This is a genomic window from Tenebrionibacter intestinalis (assembly GCF_016632365.1).
GTDB classification, from domain to species: domain Bacteria; phylum Pseudomonadota; class Gammaproteobacteria; order Enterobacterales; family Enterobacteriaceae; genus Tenebrionibacter; species Tenebrionibacter intestinalis.
On sequence record NZ_JAEPBH010000044.1, the window covers coordinates 1 to 20511 of the forward strand.

General features: G+C 53.7%; 18 protein-coding genes and 2 tRNA genes. 17 read left to right on the forward strand and 3 right to left on the reverse strand.

Going from position 1 to position 20511, the window contains the following annotated elements; translation table 11 throughout:
• Positions 1–72: 72 nt before the first annotated feature.
• On the forward strand, positions 73–1038 hold the full coding sequence (locus JJB97_RS14780) for a DMT family transporter (protein WP_238714786.1): 966 nt from the start codon (positions 73–75) through the stop codon (positions 1036–1038).
• 15 nt (positions 1039–1053) lie between these two features.
• Positions 1054–2229, forward strand: a complete 1176-nt coding sequence (cgtA, locus tag JJB97_RS14785) for an Obg family GTPase CgtA (RefSeq protein ID WP_238714788.1) — start codon at positions 1054–1056, stop codon at positions 2227–2229.
• A gap of 255 nt (positions 2230–2484) precedes the next feature.
• On the opposite strand, the gene dacB is transcribed toward cgtA, so the two are convergent.
• On the reverse strand, positions 2485–3918 hold the full coding sequence (gene dacB / locus JJB97_RS14790) for a serine-type D-Ala-D-Ala carboxypeptidase (RefSeq protein WP_238714790.1): 1434 nt from the start codon (positions 3916–3918) through the stop codon (positions 2485–2487).
• A gap of 412 nt (positions 3919–4330) precedes the next feature.
• On the opposite strand from dacB, the gene greA reads away from it, so the two are divergent.
• Positions 4331–4807: a transcription elongation factor GreA gene (gene greA, locus JJB97_RS14795; protein ID WP_238714791.1), complete on the forward strand. Its 477-nt coding sequence runs from the start codon at positions 4331–4333 to the stop codon at positions 4805–4807.
• A gap of 149 nt (positions 4808–4956) precedes the next feature.
• On the opposite strand, the gene yhbY is transcribed toward greA, so the two are convergent.
• Positions 4957–5250, reverse strand: coding sequence for a ribosome assembly RNA-binding protein YhbY (gene yhbY / locus JJB97_RS14800; RefSeq protein WP_238714812.1), 294 nt, complete (start codon positions 5248–5250; stop codon positions 4957–4959).
• A gap of 119 nt (positions 5251–5369) precedes the next feature.
• On the opposite strand from yhbY, the gene rlmE reads away from it, so the two are divergent.
• The 12 genes from rlmE (at position 5370) to truB (ending at position 17733) form a co-directional block, all read left to right on the forward strand.
• Entirely contained in the window at positions 5370–5999 is a 630-nt protein-coding gene (gene rlmE / locus JJB97_RS14805) for a 23S rRNA (uridine(2552)-2'-O)-methyltransferase RlmE (protein ID WP_238714792.1), read from the forward strand.
• A 109-nt stretch (positions 6000–6108) separates the two neighbouring features.
• Positions 6109–8043 carry an ATP-dependent zinc metalloprotease FtsH gene (gene ftsH, locus JJB97_RS14810; protein ID WP_238714794.1) on the forward strand — a complete coding sequence of 645 codons (1935 nt, stop codon included), beginning with the start codon at positions 6109–6111 and terminating at the stop codon, positions 8041–8043.
• 262 nt (positions 8044–8305) lie between these two features.
• The gene (folP, locus tag JJB97_RS14815; protein WP_238714796.1) at positions 8306–9154 is read left to right on the forward strand and encodes a dihydropteroate synthase; all 849 of its coding nucleotides are present in this window, start codon (positions 8306–8308) and stop codon (positions 9152–9154) included.
• Positions 9147–10484, forward strand: coding sequence for a phosphoglucosamine mutase (glmM, locus tag JJB97_RS14820; RefSeq protein ID WP_238714797.1), 1338 nt, complete (start codon positions 9147–9149; stop codon positions 10482–10484). Before folP ends, glmM begins: the two co-directional genes overlap by 8 nt.
• Before the next feature lie 362 nt (positions 10485–10846).
• Positions 10847–11176 carry a preprotein translocase subunit SecG gene (secG, locus tag JJB97_RS14825; protein ID WP_238714798.1) on the forward strand — a complete coding sequence of 110 codons (330 nt, stop codon included), beginning with the start codon at positions 10847–10849 and terminating at the stop codon, positions 11174–11176.
• Positions 11177–11226: 50 nt separating this feature from the next.
• Positions 11227–11313 (forward strand) — tRNA-Leu (locus JJB97_RS14830).
• 58 nt (positions 11314–11371) lie between these two features.
• Positions 11372–11448 (forward strand) — tRNA-Met (locus JJB97_RS14835).
• Between the two features lie 193 nt (positions 11449–11641).
• Positions 11642–12094, forward strand: a complete 453-nt coding sequence (gene rimP / locus JJB97_RS14840; RefSeq protein WP_238714799.1) for a ribosome maturation factor RimP — start codon at positions 11642–11644, stop codon at positions 12092–12094.
• A 26-nt stretch (positions 12095–12120) separates the two neighbouring features.
• Complete coding sequence (nusA, locus tag JJB97_RS14845) at positions 12121–13608, forward strand: transcription termination factor NusA (RefSeq protein WP_238714800.1); 1488 nt, start codon at positions 12121–12123, stop codon at positions 13606–13608.
• A gap of 25 nt (positions 13609–13633) precedes the next feature.
• Positions 13634–16315: a translation initiation factor IF-2 gene (gene infB, locus JJB97_RS14850; protein WP_238714801.1), complete on the forward strand. Its 2682-nt coding sequence runs from the start codon at positions 13634–13636 to the stop codon at positions 16313–16315.
• Between the two features lie 63 nt (positions 16316–16378).
• A complete protein-coding gene (gene rbfA / locus JJB97_RS14855; RefSeq protein ID WP_238714802.1) occupies positions 16379–16783 on the forward strand; it encodes a 30S ribosome-binding factor RbfA in 405 nt (134 codons plus the stop codon).
• Complete coding sequence (gene truB, locus JJB97_RS14860; RefSeq protein WP_238714803.1) at positions 16783–17733, forward strand: tRNA pseudouridine(55) synthase TruB; 951 nt, start codon at positions 16783–16785, stop codon at positions 17731–17733. Before rbfA ends, truB begins: the two co-directional genes overlap by 1 nt.
• A 76-nt stretch (positions 17734–17809) precedes the next feature.
• On the opposite strand, the gene kduI is transcribed toward truB, so the two are convergent.
• Positions 17810–18646: a 5-dehydro-4-deoxy-D-glucuronate isomerase gene (gene kduI / locus JJB97_RS14865; RefSeq protein WP_238714804.1), complete on the reverse strand. Its 837-nt coding sequence runs from the start codon at positions 18644–18646 to the stop codon at positions 17810–17812.
• 341 nt (positions 18647–18987) lie between these two features.
• Between kduI and kdgT the strand changes: the two genes are divergently transcribed.
• Positions 18988–19974, forward strand: coding sequence for a 2-keto-3-deoxygluconate transporter (kdgT, locus tag JJB97_RS14870; RefSeq protein WP_238714805.1), 987 nt, complete (start codon positions 18988–18990; stop codon positions 19972–19974).
• A gap of 150 nt (positions 19975–20124) precedes the next feature.
• On the forward strand, positions 20125–20394 hold the full coding sequence (rpsO, locus tag JJB97_RS14875; protein ID WP_238714806.1) for a 30S ribosomal protein S15: 270 nt from the start codon (positions 20125–20127) through the stop codon (positions 20392–20394).
• Positions 20395–20511 lie beyond the last annotated feature (117 nt).

A 20511-nucleotide genomic window follows, 5' to 3' on the forward strand; every position in this document is an offset into this window, starting at 1 on the left:
GCGAAATCAATGCCCCCTTCTAAGAAGGGGGATTTTTACATTGTGGCGACGGAAAAGCTGCGGAGAAAACGCGTGAAACAGCAGGCTGGTATCGGTATCGTTTTAGCGCTTATTACCGCTATGTGCTGGGGAGCGTTGCCTGTTGCCATGAAGCAGGTGCTCACGGTAATGGCGCCCCCGACGGTGGTATTTTATCGGTTCCTGATGGCCAGCATTGGGCTGGGTATGGTGCTGGCGCTTAAGCGCCAGTTGCCGGCGCCCGGCCTGTTTCGCAAACCGCGCTGGCTGATTTTGTTGCTTATCGCCGCCGGCGGCCTGTTCGGTAATTTTGTATTGTTCAGCTCATCGCTGCAATATCTTAGCCCGACGGCTTCGCAGGTTATCGGCCAGCTATCGCCGGTAGGCATGATGCTCGCCAGCGTGCTCATCCTTAAAGAGCGTATGCGCGGTACGCAGATAGTCGGCGCGATTATGCTGCTGTGCGGCCTGGTTATGTTTTTTAACGCAAGCCTGGTGGAAATTTTTACCCGTCTGACGGATTACACCCGGGGCGTATTATTTGGCGTTGGGGCGGCCTGTGTATGGGTCAGCTACGGCGTGGCGCAAAAAATATTGCTGCGTCGCCTCGCTTCGCAGCAAATCCTCTTTTTACTGTACACTTTATGTACGCTTGCGCTGCTGCCGCTGGCGAAGCCTGCGGTCGTAATGCAACTGAATGGCTGGCAATTATCCTGCCTGATATTTTGTGGGATTAACACGCTGGTGGGCTACGGCGCGCTGGCGGAGGCTATGGCGCGCTGGCAGGCGGCGCAGGTAAGCGCGCTTATTACGCTCACGCCGCTGTTTACATTGCTGTTTTCTGATTTGTTGTCACTCGCCTGGCCTGAAATATTTGCCAGACCGGCGCTAAACCTGCTGGCCCTTGTGGGGGCGCTGGTTGTGGTGTCGGGGGCGATGTACTCTGCTATCGGCCACCGCCTGTGGGGGCGCTGGCGCAAAGATAAATCGGCCGTGGCCGTGCCCCAGGCGGGCGAATGATTTACGGAGAGTAAGATGAAGTTTGTTGATGAAGCGTCGATTCTGGTTGTGGCAGGAGACGGCGGCAATGGTTGCGTGAGCTTTCGCCGGGAAAAGTATATTCCTAAGGGCGGCCCTGACGGCGGCGACGGCGGCGACGGCGGCGACGTCTGGCTGGAGGCGGATGAGAACCTCAATACGCTTATTGATTACCGCTTTGAGAAATCCTTTCGCGCCGAGCGCGGCCAGAATGGCCAGAGTCGTGACTGTACCGGCAAGCGCGGTAAAGATGTTACGATTAAGGTGCCGCAGGGGACGCGAGTTATTGATAAGGGCACTGGCGAAACGATGGGCGATCTGACCCGTCATGGCCAGCGCCTGATGGTAGCGAAAGGCGGCTGGCACGGCCTGGGGAACACCCGCTTTAAATCTTCCGTAAACCGTACTCCGCGTCAGAAAACAATGGGTACGCCAGGCGACAAGCGCGACCTCCTGCTGGAACTAATGCTGCTGGCGGATGTGGGCATGTTGGGCCTGCCGAATGCGGGCAAATCAACCTTTATTCGCGCCGTGTCTGCTGCGAAGCCGAAAGTGGCGGATTATCCGTTTACGACGCTGGTGCCGAGCCTTGGCGTAGTGCGTATGGATAATGAGAAAAGCTTTGTGGTCGCTGATATTCCGGGGCTTATCGAAGGCGCGGCAGATGGCGCCGGGCTGGGCATCCGCTTTCTTAAGCACCTTGAACGTTGCCGCGTGCTGCTGCATCTTATTGATATGGCCCCGATTGATGAATCCGATCCGGTGGAAAATGCGCGTATCATCATCGGAGAGCTGGAAAAATACAGCAGCAAGCTGGCGGAAAAGCCGCGCTGGCTGGTGTTTAACAAGACCGATCTGCTAAGCCGCGAAGAGGCCGACGCGAAAGCGAAAGCGATTGCTGACGCGCTGGGCTGGGAAGGTAAATATTACCTTATCTCCGCAGCCAGCCGTGATGGCGTTAATGCGCTGTGCTGGGATGTGATGAACTTCATTATCGAAAACCCAGTTCAACAAGAAGCTGAAGCTAAGGCGCCGGAAAAAGTCGAGTTCATGTGGGATGATTATCATCGTCAGCAGCTTGAGGAAGCGCAGGCCGCTGTTGATGAGGAGGACTGGGACGACGACTGGGATGAAGATGACGAAGAAGGCGTCGAATTTATTTATAAGCGTTAAGTCCGTCGTACAAAAAACGCTGCCAGGACGTTTTTAATATTCAGGGGAGGCTCTTCTCCCCCCTGCGCTGGCTGCAATAACGAGCGCTCCTTACTGGAGAACAGGCAAAGGGGCGCGCTCGCGTCCCTTAATCAACCCAGGTGGCCGGCCTTTTCCTGCCGCCGTCGTTTTCAGAAATGTAATCTCCGTACTATCGTGGCTTGTGTTTTAACGGCAAAACGGTTTCTGTGTGTAACGCTAAGTAATTTCAAACGCTTAGTTGTTGCTATACAGATCCTTATAGAGGCGTCCCTCAAAGCGCGCCAGAGGAATGCGCCGGTTGCGCTGATTGGCGGGTTCAACCGCATAGCCGGACAAAAATTGCACAAACGCCAGGCGTTGTCCGCTGGCGGTTGTCAAAAAGCCAGCCAGATTATAGACCCCCTGTAGCGATCCGGTTTTGGCGGATACTTTTCCGTTTACGCCCGCCAGATCCAGACCTGCGCGGTATTGCAGCGATCCGTCGTGGCCCGCCAGCGGCAGCATGGAAATAAAATTTAGCTTGCCGTCGTTAGCCGCAATATATTGCAGCACCTGCATCATCGTTGCGGGGGAAATCAGGTTATGGCGCGACAGACCTGAACCATCCACGATAATTGTGTTGCCCAGTTCGATGCCCGCCTTCTGGCGCAGTAGCTGGCGCACCGCATTTGCGCCGGCGCGCCAGGTGCCGGGTACGCCGTAAAACTGGCGGCCGATAGTGCGAAATACGGTATCGGCTATCATGTTATCCGATTTTTTTAACATAATACGCAATAGCTCGCGCAGCGGAGCCGACTGCGTACTGGCCATCGCGATACCGGGGGGGTTAACCTGCGTCTGACGCAGCAGCGTGCCGCTGTAACGTATATTTGCCTGCCTGAGCTCGTCTTTGATAATCGCGCCTGCGTATCCCGCGCCGTCCTGTATGGCAAAAGCGAGCGGCAGCGGATCGCTGCGTTGGCTGAGGCAACCGGTGAGGGTATAGCGGTTAAGGTCGCCTACCACGACGTCCAGCTCGCAAAAACGGCTTTCGGCGGAACCTTTGGGCAGCGTACGAACCTGGCTGAACACCGAAACCGGGTAATAGGAAGCAATACGGACAAAAGCCGGTTCGTTTTCCTGCGTCGCGCTGTAAAGAGAAACCGAAAAACAGTTGCGGTCGATGATAGCGGCGGACGGCGGCGCGCTAAAGCACTGCGTCATATCATTCCACGGCCAGCCGGGCGCTTTGTCATGGCTGGCAAATGCAGAAGTATCAATCAATATATTGCCGTTAATTTGCCCTATGCCAGCCTTCTTTAGCGCGGCAACCATATTGCGAATATTCTGGCGCCTGAGCGTTGGGTCGCCGGTAAAACGGGCAATAAGATCGCCTTCCAGCACGCCATCTTTAACGTTTCCCTTACGTTCAAGCGTGGTGGTGAAGCGATAATCCGGGCCCAGTTGTAATAACGCAGCCAGGGCGGTAATCACTTTCTGCGTACTGGCCGGCAGCGCCATCTGCTGACCGTGATAGTCTACTACCGGATTTTGTGCTCCTGTCTTTTGCACCAACAGCGCCAGGTTGGCGCCGGGGGGAAGTTGTTTGATATAGTCATCCACGCTGGCGGCCTGAGCGTTCAGGGTGAAAATGCTGGTCAATCCGATAATAAGGCTGGAAAATCGCATAAAATTCGCTGTTAAGGCCGGGAAACGAGTCGTCATACTAAGGCGCTTCATACCGCAAAGTAAACGATGACCCTTGTGGAACTTCAGAGTAAAATATATATCAAAATGAAAAATCATCACTAACCCGGCGCTTTGCTCCCGGGTTAGTAAGACTGCTGACAAACCCTATCCTGTCGCAGACAGGATGGATGAAGCACAATAAAAAATAAGGAAAATCAATGTATTGATTTTCGCCTGCTNAGAGAAACTCCGTTTTTTCCTTCTTTGTCAACGATCTGACTGACCCGGGGTTTTGTTCCCGGGTCAGTTTTCTTTTGTTTCTCATCCGGGCGCTTAGCGCGTTAGCGGACCGGGCGTTGATAACGGCTGCGGTGCGCAGATCTCAACAGGACAGTTTTAAGAGGTATAACAAATGCAACCTATTCCGATGACCTTACGTGGCGCTGAAAAACTTCGCGAAGAGCTGGAGTACCTGAAGTCTGTTCGCCGCCCTGAAATTATTGCGGCGATCGCCGAGGCGCGTGAGCACGGCGATTTAAAGGAAAATGCCGAGTACCACGCTGCGCGTGAACAGCAGGGCTTTTGCGAAGGGCGTATCAAAGATATTGAAGGGAAGCTTTCAAACGCGCAGGTGATTGATGTGACGAAAATGCCTAACAATGGCCGCGTAATTTTTGGCGCTACGGTAAAAATCCTCAACCTGGACAGCGACGAAGAACAAACGTACCGCATTGTGGGCGATGATGAGGCTGATATTAAACACAATCTCATTTCAGTGAATTCTCCGATTGCGCGTGGTCTGGTGGGGAAAGAAGCGGAAGATGTCGTGGTGATTAAAACGCCAGGCGGCGAAGTCGAGTTCGAAATCTTAAGTGTGGAATACCTTTAATCCGCGCGGGATGACCGGTGAAATCGGTTTGTAAAGATAAGAAAAAGGCCGCTTAGCGGCCTTTTAACAACCAGGCGTGCATGGCATGTTGCACACTTTCCGGCAAGAATAACTGTCGCAGGCAGTTAAAAATAATCGCCTGAGAATGGCTAGCGTGGAAGCGAGATCTTACGCTCTTCTGTGGGACGGTAGAGCACGAGCGTTTTGCCGATGACCTGGACGTTACAGGCGCCGGTTTCCCGCACGATGGCATCCACGATCAGGGCCTTAGTTTCGCGGTCTTGCGTGGCGATTTTCACCTTGATTAACTCATGGTGTACAAGCGCTTGTTCGATCTCGGCCAGTACCCCTTCGGTCAACCCATTTCCGCCAAGCATGACGACAGGCTTAAGCGGATGTGCAAGACCTTTCAGGTGCTGTTTTTGTTTAGTACTCAGATTCATCGTATATTTTTGCTTACATTGGGATTGAAAACGGTTCATTCTACCGCCATCTCTCAACTATAGCCAAGGCGGCATGATTTTTTGCGCGCGCTTTGCGATGAAACCAGATGGAATGCGAAATGACAGGTAAAAAGCGTTCTGCCAGCTCCAGCCGCTGGCTTCAGGAACACTTTAGCGACAAATATGTTCAGCAGGCGCAGAAAAAAGGGTTACGCTCCCGCGCCTGGTTTAAACTTGATGAAATACAGCAAAGTGACAAGCTTTTCAGGCCTGGTATGACCGTTGTCGATCTCGGCGCTGCGCCAGGCGGATGGTCGCAGTATGTTGTTTCGCAAATTGGCGGCAATGGCCGTATTATTGCCTGTGACCTTTTGCCTATGGATCCTATCGTCGGCGTGGATTTCCTTCAGGGCGATTTTCGTGATGAATTAGTCATGAAAGCGCTGCTGGAGCGCGTCGGCGGCAGTAAAGTGCAGGTTGTAATGTCAGATATGGCCCCTAACATGAGCGGGCAGCCTGCGGTGGATATTCCGCGCGCTATGTATCTGGTCGAACTGGCGCTTGAGATGTGTCGTGATGTATTGGCGCCAGGGGGGAGTTTTGTAGTGAAGGTGTTCCAGGGCGAAGGTTTCGATGAGTACCTACGGGAAATTCGCGCCCTGTTTACGAAGGTGAAAGTTCGTAAGCCGGACTCTTCGCGTGCGCGTTCACGTGAAGTGTATATTGTAGCGACCGGGCGTAAACTATAACCAATGGACATCATACCGGCTGCTGCGCTGGTTTGAAATAAGATGGCTATATAGTATCCTGACGCTGTTTTTAACACAGTTGTAATATGAGGTTAATCCCTTGAGTGACATGGCGAAAAACCTAATACTCTGGCTGGTCATCGCGGTTGTGCTGATGTCTGTGTTTCAGAGCTTTGGGCCCAGCGAGTCAAATGGCCGTAGGGTGGATTATTCCACCTTCCTGCAAGAGGTCAATCAGGACCAGGTTCGCGAAGCGCGTATCAACGGACGTGAAATCAACGTTACCAAGAAAGATAGTAACCGATACACGACTTATATCCCTGTAGAAGATCCCAAGCTGCTTGATAACCTTGTGACTAAAAACGTCAAAGTCGTGGGTGAACCACCGGAAGAGCCAAGCCTGCTGGCTTCTATCTTTATTTCCTGGTTCCCGATGCTGCTGCTGATTGGCGTATGGATTTTCTTTATGCGCCAGATGCAGGGCGGCGGCGGCAAAGGCGCCATGTCGTTTGGTAAGAGCAAGGCGCGTATGCTTACGGAAGATCAGATCAAAACCACTTTCGCTGACGTTGCAGGCTGTGACGAAGCGAAAGAAGAAGTGGGTGAGCTGGTTGAATACCTGCGCGAGCCGAGCCGCTTTCAGAAGCTGGGCGGTAAGATCCCGAAAGGCGTTCTGATGGTTGGTCCTCCGGGTACCGGTAAAACCCTCCTGGCGAAAGCTATCGCCGGGGAAGCGAAGGTGCCGTTCTTTACGATTTCCGGTTCTGACTTTGTTGAGATGTTCGTGGGCGTGGGCGCATCCCGCGTGCGCGATATGTTTGAACAGGCGAAGAAAGCCGCGCCGTGCATCATCTTTATCGATGAGATAGACGCCGTGGGCCGTCAGCGCGGCGCAGGGCTGGGTGGCGGTCACGACGAGCGTGAGCAGACGCTGAATCAGATGCTGGTTGAGATGGATGGTTTTGAAGGCAATGAAGGCATTATCGTTATTGCTGCGACTAACCGTCCTGACGTGCTCGACCCCGCGCTGCTGCGCCCTGGCCGCTTTGACCGCCAGGTTGTGGTTGGCCTGCCGGATGTTCGCGGCCGCGAACAGATTTTGAAAGTGCATATGCGGCGCGTCCCGCTGGCGCCGGATATCGATGCGGCAATTATTGCGCGCGGCACGCCTGGTTTCTCCGGCGCGGATCTTGCCAACCTGGTTAACGAAGCCGCTTTGTTTGCCGCGCGGGGCAACAAACGCGTGGTCTCGATGGTTGAGTTCGAAAAAGCGAAAGACAAAATCATGATGGGAGCGGAACGCCGCTCTATGGTGATGACGGAAGCGCAGAAAGAATCGACCGCATATCATGAGGCTGGTCACGCGATTATTGGTCGTATTGTGCCGGAACACGATCCGGTGCATAAAGTAACCATTATTCCACGTGGCCGTGCGTTGGGCGTCACCTTCTTCCTGCCGGAAGGCGACGCTATCAGCGCCAGCCGTCAGAAGCTGGAAAGTCAAATTTCAACGCTATATGGCGGGCGTCTGGCAGAAGAAATTATCTACGGTGTAGAGCACGTCTCAACTGGCGCGTCCAATGATATCAAGGTTGCAACCAACCTGGCGCGTAATATGGTGACGCAGTGGGGCTTCTCCGAAAAACTTGGCCCGCTGCTGTATGCGGAAGAAGAAGGCGAAGTATTCCTTGGCCGCAGCGTGGCAAAAGCGAAGCATATGTCTGATGAGACAGCCCGTATCATCGATCAGGAAGTAAAACTGTTAGTTGAGCGTAACTATAATCGCGCTCGCCAGATCCTGAACGACAACATGGATATTCTGCATGCCATGAAAGATGCGCTGATGAAGTACGAGACCATTGATGCGCCGCAGATAGACGACCTGATGGCGCGTCGGGAAGTGCGCCCGCCGGCAGGCTGGGAAGAGCCGAACGCGGCCGGTGGTTCGGATGACAACGGTAAGCCGCAGGCGCCTCGTCCTGTCGATGAGCCGCGTACGCCGAACCCAGGCAACACGATGTCTGAGCGGCTGGACGACAAGTAATTCATCGGTTCATATCGTTGTGTTATAAACGCCGGGCTGAACGGTTTTAGCCTGAAAGCCTGGGCGTTAAGCCAGAAAAATCAAGCTGTTGATTTTCGGCCATTGTCCACAAAGCGGGCGTTAATATAGCGCCCTCTTTGCCAACAATCTGACCCCGGGCTTGCCCGGGGTTTTTTTGTATCAGTCGTCCTGGCATAATTTTGGCAAAGGCAGCAGTGCGCTACGCCCTGTTCATGTCAAAAAATGGTGATAAGGAACCGTGATGAAACTTTCAGCCCAGGGCTCGATTCTGGATCTGTCCCACCCTCACGTGATGGGCATTCTCAATGTGACGCCTGATTCATTTTCCGATGGCGGCAGACATAACCAGTTGGCTGATGCCGTCAGACATGCCAACGACATGATCAATGCCGGGGCGACTATCATTGACGTTGGCGGCGAATCAACGCGTCCGGGAGCTGATGAGGTGAGCGTTGACGATGAACTGGAGCGCGTTATTCCCGTAGTGGAAGCGCTTGCGCAGCGCTTTGAAGTCTGGATATCCGTGGATACCTCTAAAGCGCAAGTCATTCGTGAAAGCGCGCGCGCCGGGGCGCATATCATTAACGATGTCCGCTCGCTTACCGGGCCGGGCGCGCTGGCGGCGGCAGCGCAGGCCGGGCTGCCGGTATGCCTGATGCATATGCAGGGTGAACCGCGTACCATGCAACAGGCGCCGCGGTACGATGATGTCTTTACTGACGTGGAGCGCTTCTTTCTTACGCAGATTGAACGGTGTGAAGCTGCGGGAATCTTAAAAGAGAAATTGTTGCTCGACCCGGGGTTCGGTTTCGGTAAAAATCTTTCCCATAACTATGAGCTTCTTGCCCGTCTTTCCGCGTTCCACCGACTGGGTTTGCCTCTGCTGGTAGGAATGTCGCGTAAATCAATGGTGGGGCAATTGCTGAACGTTGGACCAAACCAGCGTTTGAGCGGCAGTCTTGCCTGTGCGGTTATCGCGGCGATGCAGGGCGCGCAGATTATTCGCGTGCACGATGTTAAAGAAACGGTGGAAGCACTGCGCGTGGTTGAGGCCACGCTTTCTGCGAAGGAAAATAAACGCTATGAGTAACCACAAATATTTCGGCACCGACGGCATTCGTGGGCGCGTTGGGGATTCACCGATCACGCCGGACTTTGTACTGAAGCTGGGCTGGGCTGCAGGGAAAGTCCTGGCGCGTCACGGTTCACGTAAAGTTATTATCGGTAAAGATACCCGCATATCCGGCTATATGCTGGAATCGGCGCTTGAAGCCGGGCTGGCTGCCGCCGGGCTGTCTGCCTCATTTACCGGTCCTATGCCTACCCCGGCCGTTGCGTATCTGACGCGCACCTTCCGTGCGGAAGCGGGTATTGTCATTTCAGCCTCCCACAATCCGTTTTATGACAACGGCATCAAATTCTTCTCCATTGATGGGACGAAACTACCGGATATGGTTGAAGACGCGATCGAAGCCGAGCTGGAAAAAGAAATAAGCTGCGTTGATTCCGCTGAGCTTGGGAAGGCCAGTCGTATTGTTGACGCAGCCGGGCGCTACATTGAATTCTGTAAAGCGACTTTCCCGAATGAGCTTAGCCTTGGCGGGCTGAAAATTGTTGTCGACTGTGCTAACGGCGCTACTTACCATATCGCGCCAAACGTGCTGCGGGAACTGGGGGCGCAGGTTATTGCCATTGGTTGCGAGCCAAACGGTCTTAACATTAACGACAAATGCGGTGCGACTGACGTCAGACTACTTCAGGCGCGCGTGGTTGCTGAGAAGGCCGATCTGGGTATTGCCTTTGACGGCGACGGCGATCGCGTAATGATGGTTGACCATGAAGGCAATAAAATCGACGGCGACCAAATTCTTTATATTATCGCACGCGAAGGGCTGCGCCAGGGGCAACTGCGCGGCGGCGCGGTAGGGACGCTGATGAGTAATATGGGCCTTGAGCTGGCGCTAAAACAACTGGGCATTCCTTTTGAGCGTGCGAAAGTGGGCGACCGCTACGTACTGGAAAAGATGCAGGAGACGGGCTGGCGAATCGGCGCAGAAAACTCTGGCCATGTGATTCTGCTCGATAAAACCACTACTGGCGACGGCATTGTGGCCGGGCTGCAGGTGCTGAGCGCAATGGTGCGCAACAACATGAGCCTGCTCGATTTATGCAGCGGCATGACACTGTTTCCGCAGGTACTGGTGAATGTACGCTATACCGCCGGCAGCGGCGATCCGCTACAGTCAGAAACGGTGAAGCAGGCCACGGCGGCCGTAGAGGCCGAACTGGGTAAACGCGGGCGCGTGCTGCTGCGTAAGTCCGGTACTGAGCCGCTGATTCGCGTTATGGTGGAAGGGGAAGTCGAAGAGCAGGTTACAGCTATGGCCCATCGTATTGCCGATGCAGTGAAAGCCGCCTGATAGAGTTTGGTTCTGAACAGAACGAAAAGCGGTTTTGTCGGTAAACGCCGGACCGAGTCATTTCGGTCCGGCGTGGCGAAAAAATCGCATTCTGGATTTGCGCACGTTAATCACAAAGAGGAAAAATCACGCATTCATCCTCTTCGTTGCCATTATCAGGCGGCATGGCCGCCTTTTCTTTCATCAATATCGGCGTTGGGTGCTGATTTTTTCCGCAGTTGGCGCGGTGTGAATAAATTGCCCTTGCGTGGGACGGCACCTTTAGATAGTATTCAGACCCGCTTCAGTGGGGAACGGAAACATTCTTCGCTATTGCTTGGTGAAGCACAGGTCGCGGTAACCCCGCAAGGAACAGGTCGATTATGTACGAAGCTCTTTTAGTTGTTTTCCTTATTGTGGCTGTGGCGCTCGTAGCCCTGATTATGCTACAGCAAGGTAAAGGCGCTGATATGGGAGCATCCTTCGGCGCTGGCGCATCTGCTACGCTGTTTGGTTCCAGCGGTTCCGGGAATTTCATGACCCGCTCTACCGCGATTCTGGCGACTGTGTTTTTTATCATCAGCCTTGTGCTGGGTAACCTGAACAGCAATAAAACCAACAAAGGAAGCATGTGGGAAAACCTGACTCAGCCGAAATCTGAGCAGACTCAGCCGGCGGCGCCGTCTCAGCCGACCAGCGATATCCCACAGTAAGTTAGCGCCAACTTCAGTTCGATGTCATTTTATCGAACGTCGTAAAAAGTGCCGAGGTGGTGGAATTGGTAGACACGCTACCTTGAGGTGGTAGTGCCCAATAGGGCTTACGGGTTCAAGTCCCGTCCTCGGTACCAAATCCCGGTGAAATTTGCATTTTTACCAGCGTAGGTGTACGATACGCCACGTTTCTGACGCGGGGTGGAGCAGCCTGGTAGCTCGTCGGGCTCATAACCCGAAGGTCGTCGGTTCAAATCCGGCCCCCGCAACCACTTTCCCTGAGAGTTCATTTTCAAATATACTGTGAAGAACGTTAGGCTATCTTCGCAAGGGAGTTTGAAAAAAATTCTCCCGGAAGGTATACAGGGTTCAGTTATATAACGCCCCGATTTATCGGGGTTTTTTGTTATCTGACGTGAGAATAACTGGGCTTTTTGCCCTTTTTTTATGTCCAGGGGGGTGGATTTGTCCACATTAGAGCAGAAATTAACAGAACTGATGACGGCGCCGGTTGAAGCGCTGGGCTACGAACTGGTGGGTATTGAGTTTATTCGTAGTCGCACTTCGACGTTGCGCATCTATATTGATAGTGAAGATGGCATCAATGTTGATGATTGCGCTGATGTCAGCCGCCAGGTAAGCGCGGTCCTGGATGTCGAAGATCCCATCTCTGTGGCTTACAACCTGGAAGTCTCCTCACCTGGCCTCGATCGCCCGCTGTTCAGTGCCGCGCACTATAACCGTTTTATTGGTGAAGAGGTAAGCCTCGCGTTACGCATGGCGGTTCACAACCGCCGTAAATGGCAGGGCATCATAAAGGCCGTTGATGGCGAAATGATCACTGTTACGGTTGAAGGCAAAGATGAAGTATTCGCGCTGAGCAATATTCAGAAGGCGAATCTGGTACCCCACTTTTAACAGTCTGGATTGAGGCTAAGCCCCTGATGAATAAAGAAATTTTGGCTGTTGTAGAAGCAGTTTCTAACGAAAAAGCGGTGCCGCGTGAAAAGATTTTTGAGGCGCTGGAAAGTGCTCTGGCAACGGCAACCAAGAAAAAATATGAGCAGGAAATTGACGTTCGCGTAAGTATCGATCGTAAGAGCGGTGACTTCGATACTTTCCGCCGCTGGCTTATCGTTGAAGAAGTAACCCAGCCGACCCGCGAGATAACGCTGGAAGCCGCGCAGTTTGAAGATCCGAATTTGCAGCCTGGCGATTACGTTGAAGATCAGATTGAGTCCGTTACATTTGACCGCATCACTACGCAGACGGCAAAACAGGTTATCGTGCAGAAGGTCCGTGAAGCCGAGCGTGCGATGGTCGTGGATCAATTTCGCGATCGCGAAGGCGAAATTATCACAGGCGTTGTGAAAAAAGTGAATCGTGACAATATCTCTTTGGATCTCGGCAGCAACGCTGAAGCCGTTATCCTGCGTGAGGATATGCTGCCGCGTGAAAACTTCCGTCCGGGCGACCGTGTCCGCGGCGTGCTTTACGCCGTTCGTCCTGAAGCGCGCGGCGCGCAGCTATTTGTTACGCGTTCAAAACCAGAGATGCTGGTCGAATTGTTCCGCATCGAAGTACCGGAGATCGGAGAAGAGGTTATCGAGATCAAAGCCGCTGCCCGCGATCCCGGTTCACGTGCCAAAATCGCCGTGAAAACCAACGATAAGCGTATCGACCCGGTTGGCGCCTGTGTAGGTATGCGCGGCGCGCGCGTTCAGGCGGTGTCGACGGAGCTTGGCGGCGAACGTATTGATATTGTGTTGTGGGATGACAACCCTGCACAGTTCGTGATTAACGCAATGGCGCCGGCTGATGTGGCTTCTATCGTGGTGGATGAGGACAAACACACGATGGATATCGCAGTTGAGGCGGGCAACCTGGCGCAGGCTATCGGCCGCAATGGCCAGAACGTCCGCCTGGCTTCACAACTGAGCGGCTGGGATCTCAATGTGATGACCGTTGAGGATCTGCAGGAAAAACACCAGGCAGAAACCCATGCGGCCATTGATACTTTTACAAAATATCTGGATATTGATGAAGACTTCGCCACGGTTCTGGTAGAAGAGGGCTTCTCCACGCTCGAAGAGCTGGCCTATGTGCCGATGAAAGAGCTGCTGGAAATTGATGGCCTTGATGAACCGACCGTGGAAGCATTACGCGATCGTGCCAAGAATGCGCTAACCACGTTGGCGCTGGCGCAGGAAGAGAGTCTCGGCGACAACAAGCCTCAGGACGATTTGCTCAACCTGGAGGGGATGGATCGTACCCTGGCCTTTAAACTGGCCGCGCGCGGTGTCTGTTCGCTGGAAGACCTGGCTGAGCAGGGCGTTGACGATCTCACCGATATTGAAGGCCTTACCGACGAGCTGGCGGGCGAGCTTATTATGGCTGCCCGCAACATTTGCTGGTTCGGCGACGACGCGTAATCAAACTGTAGCAGGAAGGAACAGCATGACTGATGTAACCCTAAAAGCGCTGGCCGCCGAGATTCAGACTTCCGTGGATCGCCTGGTACAGCAATTTGCTGATGCTGGTATTCGCAAGAATGCTGATGATTCTGTAACGGCCCAGGAGAAACAAATTCTGCTGGCGCGCCTGAACCGTGAACACGGTTCTGCGCCAGATAAATTGACTTTACAGCGCAAAACGCGCAGTACTTTAAACATACCCGGCACTGGCGGAAAAAGTAAGTCGGTGCAGGTTGAAGTCCGCAAAAAACGCACCTTTGTAAAACGTGATCCGCTTGAGGCTGAGCGTCTCGCCGCGGAAGAACAGGCGAAGCGTGACGCGGAAGAGAAGGCCCAACGTGAAGCAGAAGAAGCTGCTAAGCGCGAGGCTGCAGAGAAAGCCCAGCGTCAAGCTGAAGAACAAGCTAAGCGTGAAGCCGCTGATAAAGCCAGACGCGAAGCTGCGGAAAAAGACAAAGTGAGCAATCAACATACTGATGTAGAAACTAAAGCAGGCCAGTCCGATAAAGCACGTCGTGAAGCGGAGGCTGCCGAACTTAAACGTAAGGCGGAAGAAGAAGCGCGTCGTAAACTCGAAGAAGAAGCGCGCCGCGTTGCTGAAGAAGCGCGTCGTATGGCGGAAGCCGGCGGCGCCGAGTGGGTCAAGCCTGAAGAAGAAGACAATAGCGACTACCATGTAACGACCTCTCAGCACGCCCGTCAGGCGGAAGATGAGAACGATCGCGAAGTGGAAGGCGGTCGTGGCCGCGGGCGTACGGCAAAAGCGCCGCGTCCGAAAAAAGGCAACAAGCATTCCGAAACCAAAGCCGATCGTGAAGAAGCCCGAGCGGCCGTTCGCGGCGGCAAGGGCGGTAAACATCGTCGCGGCAGCGCGTTGCAGCAGGGCTTCCAGAAGCCGGCTCAGGCCGTTAACCGCGACGTGGTGATCGGTGAGACTATCACCGTTGCCGAGCTGGCGAATAAGATGGCGGTCAAAGGCTCCCAGGTCATCAAAGCAATGATGAAAATGGGCGCTATGGCAACTATCAACCAGGTCATCGACCAGGAAACCGCACAACTGGTGGCGGAAGAAATGGGCCACAAAGTCATTCTGCGCCGTGAGAATGAACTGGAAGAAGCGGTGATGAGCGATCGTGATACCGGCGTTCAGGCTGAGCCACGCGCGCCGGTTGTGACGATTATGGGCCACGTTGACCACGGTAAAACCTCGCTGCTCGACTATATCCGTTCGACTAAAGTCGCCTCTGGCGAAGCGGGCGGGATTACTCAGCATATCGGCGCTTATCACGTTGAAACCGATAACGGCAGCATTACCTTTCTGGATACCCCGGGCCACGCCGCGTTTACCGCAATGCGCGCTCGCGGCGCGCAGGCCACGGATATCGTTGTGCTGGTTGTCGCCGCAGACGACGGCGTAATGCCGCAGACCATCGAAGCTATCCAGCATGCGAAAGCAGCGCAGGTGCCGGTGGTTGTGGCTGTAAACAAAATTGATAAGCCGGAAGCCGATCCGGATCGCGTGAAGAACGAGCTGTCGCAGTACGGCATCATCCCGGAAGATTGGGGCGGTGAAAGCCAGTTTGTACACGTATCTGCAAAAGCCGGAACCGGCATTGACGAACTGCTTGACGCTATCCTGCTGCAGTCTGAAGTTCTGGAGCTTAAAGCCGTACGTAACGGCATGGCGAGCGGCGTGGTTATTGAATCGTTCCTGGATAAAGGCCGCGGCCCGGTTGCAAGCGTACTGGTACGTGAAGGTACGCTGCATAAAGGCGATATCGTTCTGTGTGGCTTTGAGTATGGCCGCGTGCGTGCGATGCGCAACGAACTGGGGCAGGAAGTGTCTGAAGCGGGGCCGTCTATTCCGGTAGAGATTCTGGGCTTATCTGGCGTGCCGGTTGCAGGCGATGAAGCGACCGTTGTGCGTGACGAGAAAAAAGCCCGTGAGGTCGCGCTCTATCGTCAGGGCAAGTTCCGTGAAGTGAAGCTGGCGCGTCAGCAGAAAGCGAAACTGGAAAACATGTTCGCTAACATGACCGAAGGCGAAGTCTCCGAAGTGAACATCGTGCTGAAAGCCGACGTTCAGGGCTCTGTTGAAGCCATTTCCGATTCACTGCTGAAACTTTCTACTGATGAAGTGAAAGTGAAAATTGTTGGTTCTGGCGTTGGCGGCATCACCGAAACCGATGCTACGCTTGCTGCTGCGTCCAATGCTATCCTGGTCGGCTTTAACGTGCGTGCCGACGCTTCCGCACGCCGCGTGATTGAAGCGGAAAGCCTGGATCTGCGCTATTACTCCGTCATCTATAACCTGATTGATGAAGTGAAAGCGGCCATGAGCGGCATGCTGGCGCCGGAATACAAACAGCAGATCATCGGTCTGGCTGAAGTACGCGACGTGTTCAAGTCGCCGAAATTTGGCGCTATCGCTGGCTGTATGGTGACCGAAGGCGTGGTTAAGCGTCACAACCCGATCCGTGTACTGCGTGAGAATGTGGTTATCTACGAAGGCGAGCTGGAATCCCTGCGTCGCTTTAAGGATGACGTTAACGAAGTGCGCAACGGCATGGAGTGCGGTATCGGCGTTAAGAACTACAACGACGTGCGCAGCGGCGATATGATCGAAGTCTTCGAAATTATCGAAATTCAGCGCTCTATCGATTAACCGACGGCAGAACAGTGTGATGATGGGGGGCTTCGGCCCCCCTGTTTGTCTGGAGAATTTATTATGGCTAAAGAATTTGGCCGCCCGCAGCGCGTTGGGCAGGAAATGCAAAAAGAGATCGCGCTTATCCTTCAGCGCGAAATTAAAGATCCGCGCCTGGGCCTGATGACGACGGTATCAGGCGTTGAGATGTCCCGTGACCTGGCCTACGCCAAAGTGTACGTTACCTTTCTGAACGACGGCGACGAAGAGGCGATTAAAGAGGGTCTGAAGGCGCTGCGTGACGCGTCTGGTTATATTCGTACGCTGTTGGGTAAGGCGATGCGCCTGCGCATCGTGCCCGAATTGACCTTTTTCTACGATAATTCGCTGGTGGAAGGTATGCGTATGTCCAGTCTGGTTTCCAGCGTGGTGAAAAAGGATGAAGAGCGCCGTGCGGAGACTAAAGATGACGATAGGGAGGATTGATGGGGCGTCCTCGTCGTCGCGGACGCGACGTTCACGGCGTTCTGCTGTTGGATAAGCCGCAGGGCCTGTCCTCCAACGATGCGCTGCAAAAAGTCAAACGCTTGTATAATGCTAACCGCGCCGGGCATACCGGCGCGCTGGATCCGCTGGCGACGGGGATGCTGCCGATTTGTCTGGGGGAAGCGACCAAGTTTTCCCAGTATCTGCTGGATTCAGACAAACGTTATCGCGTTATTGCTCGCCTGGGCCAGCGTACCGATACCTCTGATGCAGACGGACAGGTGGTAGAGGAACGTCCGGTAAACGTGTCGGAGCAGGCGCTGGCGGCCGCGCTGGATACTTTCCGGGGCGAGATTCAGCAGGTGCCGTCGATGTACTCGGCGCTTAAACACCAGGGCAAACCGCTGTATGAGTACGCGCGTCAGGGCATTGTCGTTGCGCGCGAGGCGCGCCCGATCGTTGTGTATGAGCTGACGTTTATTCGCTATGAAGGCGATGAGCTGGAACTGGAAATTCACTGCTCCAAAGGCACTTATATCCGCACTATCATTGACGATCTGGGTGAAAAACTGGGATGCGGCGCCCACGTGATTTTCCTGCGCCGCCTGGCGGTCAGCCGTTATCCGGTTGAACGGATGGTGACGCTTGAGCAGTTGGCCGCGTTGAATGAGCAGGCGCGGCAGCAGGGTATTCCCGCCGCAGAATTGCTCGATCCGCTGCTCATGCCGATGGATAGCCCGGCGGCGGATTTTCCGGTAGTGAACCTGCTTCCTGAGGTGGCCGTGTACTTCAAAAACGGTAATCCGGTACGCGCTAACGGCGTACCGGGAGAAGGGCTGGTGCGCGTGACCGAAGGCGAGGAGCGTAAGTTTATCGGTATGGCGCAGATTGATGATGATGGCCGTGTCGCGCCACGTCGTCTGGTGGTGGAATATCCCCCAGGCTTATAACGCTAATGGCGGAGAGTCTTCCGCTCTCCGCCGGGATTTTCCTTGCGCCTTGCGGCCTTAGCCTGAAATCTGTCTGCTACCTGAGTTCCCTGACGGCGACGTGATCCATATCGTCGAAGACCTGATTCTCCCCGACCATGCCCCAGATAAACGTATAGGCGCGGGTGCCAACGCCGGAATGGATTGACCAGCTTGGTGAAATCACCGCCTGCTCGTTACGTACAACAAGATGGCGCGTCTCCTGCGGCTGCCCCATCATGTGGAAAACGCAGCTATCTTCATCCATTGCGAAGTAAAAGTAGACTTCCATTCGCCGCTCGTGGGTATGGCAGGGCATCGTGTTCCACAGGTTGCCTGGCGCAAGCTCTGTCAGTCCCATACTCAACTGACAGGTTTCCAGCACGTCAGGAATAAAATATTTATTAATAGTGCGCCGGTTGCTGGTAACGTCGTCTCCGAGCGTTTGTGGCGAAACGTCAGCGGGCGTGACGCGCCGCGTAGGGAACGTGGTATGCGCGGGCGCGCTGTTATAGTAATAGCGCGCAGGGTTAGCGGTATCGGTGCTTTCAAAAACCACTTCTCTCGCGCCTTTGCCTACGTAAAGCCCGTCGCGATGCTGCATTTCGTACACCTTGCCGTCAACGCGGATAATGCCCGGCCCGCCGATATTAATCACGCCCAGTTCCCGGCGTTCCAGAAAATAGCTTACCCCCAGTTGCTTGCCCACTTCGTTTCCTACGCTCACGCTTTTCGTTACCGGCATGACGCCGCCTACGATAATTCTGTCGATATGGCTGTAGGTCATGGTGTAGTCGTTCTCAGAGAAAATGCGCTCTATCAGAAACTCTCTGCGTAATCCGGTCGTGTCCAGCGTTCTGGCATGATCGCTGTGAATGCTCTGGCGAACGTCCATTCTATTTCCTCTTATTTTGCATGGGGATAAATCATTGCGCGCAGGCGCGTTACTTCATTTTCGGCTGCTTTTTCATATCCGCATTTTATCAATGGCTGAAAAGAATAGTGTGACGCACTTAAACAAAACAATGTTTCATTATTATAGAATCATTGTTTCGTGATATAGATTCGGCGTCTGACATTGTGCCGATATGAAACAGTGGCGCCTTTAACCGTCTTCTGTACATTAGCGCGAAGTGGTTTTTAACCTATTGATTCATATCTTAATAATGCATTCAGATAAGGTGGGGTTACATATATTGTTCAGGCGTTATTTCAGCACAGCAGCGAGGAATTACCATGAAAATAAAGGCAAATATTGAACGTATTCCCGGTGGGATGATGCTGGTGCCGCTATTACTTGGCGCGCTCTTAAATACCCTCGCGCCCGCAACGGGCGAATACTTTGGTTCGTTTACTAAAGGCATGATTGCCGGTACTGTGCCGATACTTGCTGTCTGGTTTTTCTGTATTGGCGCTTCTATCGACCTGCGCGCGACCGGAACCGTATTGCGTAAATCCGGTACCCTGGTCGTGACGAAAATTGCAGTTGCATGGGTTGTCGCGCTAATTGCCGCCTCCTTCATTCCTGAAACCGGCATACAGACTGGCGTATTTGCCGGGCTGTCCGTTCTTGCGATTGTGTCGGCAATGGATATGACTAACGGCGGGTTATACGCCAGCCTGATGAACCAGTATGGTACGAAAGAAGAGTCCGGCGCTTTTGTGCTTATGTCACTGGAATCCGGCCCGCTAATGACAATGGTAATCCTGGGATCCGCCGGGCTGGCGTCCTTTGAACCTCATCATTTCATCGGTGCGGTTTTACCTTTCCTGGTGGGGTTTGCGCTGGGTAATCTCGATCATGATTTGCGTGCGTTTTTCAGCAAGGCGACGCCGGTGTTAATTCCTTTCTTCGGCTTTGCGCTGGGAAACACTATCAACCTGAGCGTCATTCTTGATACCGGTTTATTGGGCATTGGGCTGGGAGCGGCAGTTATCGTTATTACCGGCATCCCCTTAATTCTTGCCGATAAGTTTATCGGCGGCGGCAACGGGACTGCGGGCGTAGCGGCATCTTCTGCGGCCGGCGCGGCAGTAGCGAATCCGGTGATTATCGCACAGATTAATCCTGCGTTTGAGCCTGTCGCGGCTTCTGCCACAGCGCTGGTGGCGACGGCGGTTATCGTTACGGCTATCCTTGTACCGGTAATTACAGCGCTATGGGCGCGCCATGTCGCAAACCCTGCGCCAACGCATGAAATTGCCTCTGAGCCGCGTGAATAGCCGATGCTGCGCATAGAAATTAAATTGTCGGCCCGCACGTTGCCTTGCGATAACTACTGGCGGCAGGTAGAATAACCGGGTTTTATCTTTAGGGTGGCTGAATTAGAGATCGGCGCCCTGTCTTTCTGTCTGTAAAACTGGAGTTAAAAAATGTCTCTAAGCGTTGAAGCTAAAGCTAAAATTGTTGCTGAGTTTGGCCGTGGTACTAACGACAGCGGCTCTACCGAAGTTCAGGTTGCTCTGCTGACTGCACAGATCAACCACTTGCAGGGGCACTTTTCGGAGCATAAAAAAGATCACCACAGCCGTCGTGGTCTGCTGCGTATGGTTTCTCAGCGTCGTAAGTTGCTTGACTACCTGAAGCGTAAAGATGTTGCGCGTTATGCCAGCCTGATCGAACGTCTGGGCCTGCGTCGCTAATATTTGCAAGTTTCAGAAAAGGGGCCTTTTGGGGCCCCTTTTTCAGTCAGAAGGCAGCAATTATATGTAAACTCATGTATTGTTGCTGTGTATGATCCTGCTTTGCACGGGTTCGCG